We start from the raw sequence: 5,662 nt of genomic DNA, 5'->3' as shown, positions 1-5,662 counted from the left end.
TGGCTAACTCGTCATCTAAGGCTGGTAAATCCTTGGCATGCAAGGCATGGAGAGTAATATCAAAAGTGGCCTTTTTACCGGCTAATGTTTTTTCATTATAATTTTCGGGGAAAGTAATTTCAATTTGACGTGCCTCACCAACATTCATCCCTTCCATTTTGTCTTCAAATTCTTTTAAAAAACGTCCGGCGCCATATTCCAGCATAAATCCCTTGGCTTCACCACCTTGAAACGGAACACCATTTACCTTACCTAAAAAGTCGATCGTGGCGGTTAATCCTTTTTCAATAGTTTTTTTGTCATCAGCAGGTTTTAAACTGGCCTTACCTTCCTGAATTCTTTTAAGTTCGGCATCTACTGCATCTTTTTCAATTTTTACTTCTTTCTTTTTAAGAGGAATTTCCAAATAATCTTTGGGCTCAATATCGGGCTTTACTTCAACTTCTACCGAATAGTTAAATTCTTTTGTGCGATTAAGCTCGGGCAAATCAAACTTGGGCTGCAAAATAGGGTTAATCTGGTTTTCGGCACAGGCTTCGGCAAAAGTTTTTTCTACCAAAAAATTAAGCGTTTCCATGTGCAGGTCTTGGCCGTAGTATTTGTCTAAAATTGCATCGGGCACTTTACCTTTGCGAAAACCCTTAATAGCGGCTTTTGAGCGTACTTTGTTGTAGGCTTTTTTATACGACTCTTCCACCTGATCCACAGGAACGGAGAGTTTAATTTTCTTTTTAGTAGAACTTAAGTTTTCAATATTAGCTTTCATAAATACCTCTATTTAAGCAATTCATCGAGTTTACCAGTAGATTCAAGCTCTGATAATTCCTGAAATCCCCCGATGGAGCGATTGTTAATAAAAATTTGGGGAACAGTACGCTGTCCGGTGGTTTTTACTAACCATTCCCGTTTGGCTGCGTCACCATCCACTTTTACTTCGTTAAACGTAACACCCTTTTGCTTAAGCAAGCTTTTAGCAGCCGTACAATAAGGGCAATAGCCGGTTGTATATACATCCACAGTGGCCATAAAGGGGAGTTCTTATAGTAAATGCGTTATAAAAGGCTAGTATAAAAAAACCAGGGAGCGAATGGAGGGGGTGACGCTAACCTCTATAATAATCCGGGCAAAAAAAAACCCCTCCCGGTAATAAGGGAGGGGCTTTTTAAAAATAAGGAAACAGCTTTTAGTTGCTTACAGCAATAGTGGCACAATCGGCGCGGTCACTTCCACCCGGATTATCCCCGCCATTGTCTCTTTCTTTGTAGAGAATGGCTTTTACACGTTGCGGTAAACGAACATACTCTTCCGAGTAGGTGTGTTTTGGACCTTTATCTATATCGTTGTTGGGCAAACGGCGCAAAGCACCAGTTTTAGCATTTTGACACCAAGCCGTAATACCATCCATAGCGTCACGTGTGCCACCGTGGTTAGTTACTACATCTTTATAGGCAATACCGGCAAACACTTCGTTTTTATCGCATTCTAAACGTTTGCCAGTTCCGCTTCTGTCGGCTGTATCCAACATAGGATTACCATCAGCACCAACCTTACGGCAGATGGGCCCCAAAGAGTCGGTATAATCCTGACCATTACTCATGTCGGCATACCAAACACCCTGTACGCGGTATCCTGTTGGGCAACATTTATATCCCCACTTCCGATTATTGCCGTCACAATCTCTGTGATAGACGATTTCGCCACCACAAACCGATTGCGCAAAGCTTTGTCCGGAGATTACACCAAATACAACTGCCAAAATGAAAGCATAGGCAAGTTTTTTCATAATTGAATCCTCCTTATGGATTTATTCCCTTTAGTCCCTGACAAAAAAATTGATGATTAGACATCAATTTTTTGATCAGAGACTTATCCCGCTTATCGAGATTTGGGAGTTAAGTGAATAGCACAAGACACCACATTGCTCAAACTAATTTTATATTAATTTAAGGGAGTTACAGGGTTTTGATTATTTTTTCTTCTTTTTAGGCGCTACTTTTTTTGACGCTTTAGAAACAAGAGAGGGCTTTACTTTAGACGCCATTATCGGAGCTGCCCTTTTAGGGGCTTGCTCAGAAAGACGCAAATAAGTTTTCACCATTTGGTTTTTAGGATTTTCCTGTGAGAGCTTAATCCACACTTTACGAGCATCACCCACTTGGCCCAAAGCATAATAAGAAATTCCTAATTGAATTTGAGCTTCGGCATAGGTTGGCTTTTCTTTGGTAATCCGCACAAATTCGGAAAGAGCTTCCTTTTTTTTACCATCTTCACGCATGCAAATACCCATTTTGTTACGGATATCATAAAAATGAGGTGCCAGCCGCAGCGCACGACCATACTCGTTAACGGCATCGGCATATAAACCCACACCGCGATACATATCGCCTACTTCGGCATGTTTATTGGCAAGCTTTCCCTTTACAAAAGGATCAATAGCATCACCCGATTTAGCCGCCATTTTTTTGGATTTCATTACCAATTGCTTGGCTTGGCGGTATTCACCCAAATCGTTATAGAGAACACTTAGGTTAAGAAGCGCTTCGGTGTAGTTGGGATTAATTTTAAGCGCTTTTTCAAACGATTCGATAGCACGCGAAAATTCGCCTGACTGGTGATAGATAACACCCAACATGTTGTACACATCGGCAAATTCACGGTTAGAGGCAATGACCTTTAAAAAAAAGCCCTCGGCCTTTTTATAAGCCTGATTCTTAAAAAAGTTTTTACCCTGTTCAATTAAGTATTTAATATCGGCATCCATAATTTTTAAAGTGCAATCGATAATTCGTCCGATCGTGCGATCGTAATGAATATCGATCATTCATTCCTTAACTTTTTTGAACTTTCGATTTTACCTTTTTTAATAATTCACTTCTTGGATAACGTTCTTCAAAAGCACCAATCACCTTGGCAGCAATATCCTTTTGGTTTGTTTTCAGTAAAGCCTCGGTGAGATAATAAAAACCCTTTTCGTCGTATCCTAAGCCCGGATAATTAACAACAATTTCCTGAAAACGCTGCGCGGCCGACAAATATTCGCCATATTTATAATAAAAACGACCTACATAAAAATGCTTTTTAGCCTGCAGGGCACGAGCGCGGTTGTATTCGGCCTGAGCCTGCGCCGCCATAGGCGACCCAGAAAAGGAACGCACCAAAATTTCCAAATTTTCTACTGCTAAATTTAAATTTTCCTGATCGCGAGAAATAGACTTGGGCATATCTTTTAAATAAGAACGTGCTGTTTGATAATACGCATAGTCCACTTTTTCGTGATAGGGATTGTTTTTAATAAAATCTTGATAACTGTTGGCCGCAAGCAAATATTCTTTTTGGCGAAAAAAATTGTCGGCAATGTAAAGTTCGGCGGTACCCGATAAATCGGAACCGGCATGACGGCTCTTAAAAATTTCCAAACATTCAACAGCCTTTTCAAATTTTTTCTGGCGCGACAACTCGGTACAACGACGCAACTCTTGGTCGACGGTTGCACCAACGGGAGGACGATACGTTTTACCACCGCAAGCCGTTAAAAAAGAAAGCAAAATAAAAATAAGAAATGATAATTTTTTAAGCATGAGCGGGCCGATCGTATTGAATTTAGGCTGATAGTTCAAGGTCTTTTTGGCCCAAACCTTTCTTTAGGGCAACATAGGCTAAACCATCAGCTAAACCCTGCTTATAAGCCTCTTCAACCTTCAATTTATCGCTGGTTACACGGGATACTGCCAATTTTTTGTGAGGAGCAATGAGATCAATAGTAACCCCCTGAGGAGGATTTTCTATCAGATCAATGGCTTCATTGTAATGAGCATAACGGTTTTTAAAAGCCTGTGTCATAGCGCTTTTAGGGTAAAAAAAGTCATGGATCCAGCCGGGAGCTTTAGATGGACTTTTGCGATACCCCATTTCCCTTGTGCCAATCACCACAATATCCGTCGCCCCCTCCTCAAGCGCCTTTTTAACGGGGATAGAAGCCACCATCCCTCCATCAATATAACGTCGGCCATGATGCATTACAGAAGTTCTATACATATAGGGAACTGCACAACTGGCCTTAAGAGCCGTCAAGATATCGTGCTCGCGATTATTAAAATAAAAAGCTTTGCCGGTTAAAAAATCGGTAGCGGCCATATAGAGGGTACTTTTAGAAGCTTTAATTTTGGGAAGATTGAGCGGCACATGTTTCACACACACTTCATCTACCAAAAAATCGATATCCATCACGTTTTTAGTAGAAAGCGAATACTGAAATTTGATGAAATTGCCGTTTAAAAGATAATCAAAGAGAATGGTTTTGTTTTTATGCGTTTCGCCCGCAATAAAATTAGCCCCACAACAGGCGCCGGCCGAAGTGCCAACAACGATATCAAAATGTGGATAGCCATTTTGATACAACATTTCTAAAACCCCGCCCAAATACGAAGAACGGATTCCGCCGCCTTCAAGTACCAATGCTGTCTTTTTCTTTTGCACGCCGCAAACCTTTCAAATGAAAGAGTTTATGTCAATATTGAATTTTTAGCCCGTATACACCGTATACCAACTTTTGCTTTAAACCCTCACTTTAGTCCCCTTTCACTTTTTAAATCCGTTAAAGACTTTTTGTGGGTCAGGGAAAAAACAAATGAAAGGAACTTTATGCGATTTACATTTTTAACCCTGCTGGCCTGCATGAGCTTTATTCATTGCGGGGGGACATCTTCTGATAATGACAGTAAAGTAGATGGATCCGAAACGGAAGCCGCCAATTTTGTGGGGATGCCCAAAAATTATTTCAATATTGAGATGGCCCAAACCTCTCCCGGAATTTATCGTTATGTGATTGTCACCGATCTCACTCATCCTACAATTCAAAACTATCTTGAAAGTGGCTGTTTGTATGTGACGGAGACAAGCACCCGTATTGAAAATGGAGATTATATAGATAGAAGCGGCAGTTTTGCCATAAGTAATGAGGAAGGCGAGATATTTTCGGATTGTCAGTATTTTGGAAATACCAATGAAACGGCCGAAAATATTATGGATCCCGTAAGGGGTGGAATAGTGGCCTATATGGCCGCGCTGTCTTTTCAGGAAAACTGTGAAGGATCAACACAACTTATTGCCAACGACAAGGTGGAACCATGAAAAACTACATCATGATTTTAATTTGCTGCGTCATCCTTCACAACTGTGCCGCAGCCTTGGTAGGCGGGGCTTTTTACAAAAGCTCCAAAACCAAGGAACAGCGTCAGGAATTTATGACTTCATTCCAAAAAACAAACTCGGAACGCCAAGCGGCCGGCTTTAAGCCGCTTGATTGGTGCAGTGAGGTATATAAGTTTGACCCGGGTTGGGCTAATAATGACCCACAATGCAACGCACGTATTAAAGCCTACGAAAAAGGTGATAAAAATGCATTGTCTATTGAAAATTAATGCTTGAATAAAATAACACATTCTCCCATACGGGAGCATGCCAATTTTAAGCGTTCAAAATTTATCCAAATCTTTCGGGGCCCGATTGCTGTTTAGTGGGCTTAATTTTGGAATCGAAGAAAAAGAACGCATTGGATTAATTGGCCCCAATGGAGCCGGCAAGACCACTCTTCTTAAGATTTTAGCCGGCCTTGAAACTCCCGATACAGGCGACGTAGTCACTCAGCGAGGGCTTAAAACAG

At 41.0% G+C, this 5,662-nt stretch carries 9 protein-coding genes; 3 read left to right on the top strand and 6 right to left on the bottom strand.

The annotated features are described in order from the left end of the window. The 6 genes from tig to K1X76_12940 form a co-directional block, all read right to left on the bottom strand. Positions 1-766 (bottom strand): trigger factor (tig, locus tag K1X76_12965; GenBank protein ID MBX7149973.1); only part of this gene is annotated, 766 nt, incomplete at its 3' end. Positions 767-774: 8 nt separating this feature from the next. Beyond that, positions 775-1,026, bottom strand: coding sequence for a glutaredoxin 3 (gene grxC / locus K1X76_12960; protein MBX7149972.1), 252 nt, complete (start codon positions 1,024-1,026; stop codon positions 775-777). A gap of 157 nt (positions 1,027-1,183) precedes the next feature. Beyond that, positions 1,184-1,783, bottom strand: a complete 600-nt coding sequence (locus K1X76_12955) for a hypothetical protein (GenBank protein MBX7149971.1) — start codon at positions 1,781-1,783, stop codon at positions 1,184-1,186. Positions 1,784-1,966: 183 nt separating this feature from the next. Further along, positions 1,967-2,821 carry a tetratricopeptide repeat protein gene (locus K1X76_12950; protein ID MBX7149970.1) on the bottom strand — a complete coding sequence of 285 codons (855 nt, stop codon included), beginning with the start codon at positions 2,819-2,821 and terminating at the stop codon, positions 1,967-1,969. 7 nt (positions 2,822-2,828) lie between these two features. Beyond that, complete coding sequence (gene bamD, locus K1X76_12945; protein ID MBX7149969.1) at positions 2,829-3,578, bottom strand: outer membrane protein assembly factor BamD; 750 nt, start codon at positions 3,576-3,578, stop codon at positions 2,829-2,831. Positions 3,579-3,600: 22 nt separating this feature from the next. Continuing rightward, on the bottom strand, positions 3,601-4,476 hold the full coding sequence (locus K1X76_12940; GenBank protein ID MBX7149968.1) for a patatin family protein: 876 nt from the start codon (positions 4,474-4,476) through the stop codon (positions 3,601-3,603). A gap of 165 nt (positions 4,477-4,641) precedes the next feature. On the opposite strand from K1X76_12940, the gene K1X76_12935 reads away from it, so the two are divergent. The 3 genes from K1X76_12935 to K1X76_12925 form a co-directional block, all read left to right on the top strand. Next, complete coding sequence (locus K1X76_12935; protein ID MBX7149967.1) at positions 4,642-5,130, top strand: hypothetical protein; 489 nt, start codon at positions 4,642-4,644, stop codon at positions 5,128-5,130. Next, the gene (locus K1X76_12930; protein ID MBX7149966.1) at positions 5,127-5,420 is read left to right on the top strand and encodes a hypothetical protein; all 294 of its coding nucleotides are present in this window, start codon (positions 5,127-5,129) and stop codon (positions 5,418-5,420) included. The genes K1X76_12935 and K1X76_12930 overlap by 4 nt, the downstream gene beginning before the upstream one ends. Before the next feature lie 37 nt (positions 5,421-5,457). After that, positions 5,458-5,662 (top strand): ATP-binding cassette domain-containing protein (locus tag K1X76_12925; GenBank protein MBX7149965.1); only part of this gene is annotated, 205 nt, incomplete at its 3' end.

Source organism: bacterium (genome assembly GCA_019695305.1).
Taxonomy (GTDB): Bacteria; UBA10199; UBA10199; order UBA10199; family JAIBAG01; genus JAIBAG01.
The sequence above is the reverse complement of the archived record's forward strand: the minus strand, read 5'-3'. Positions and strand labels throughout refer to the sequence as shown.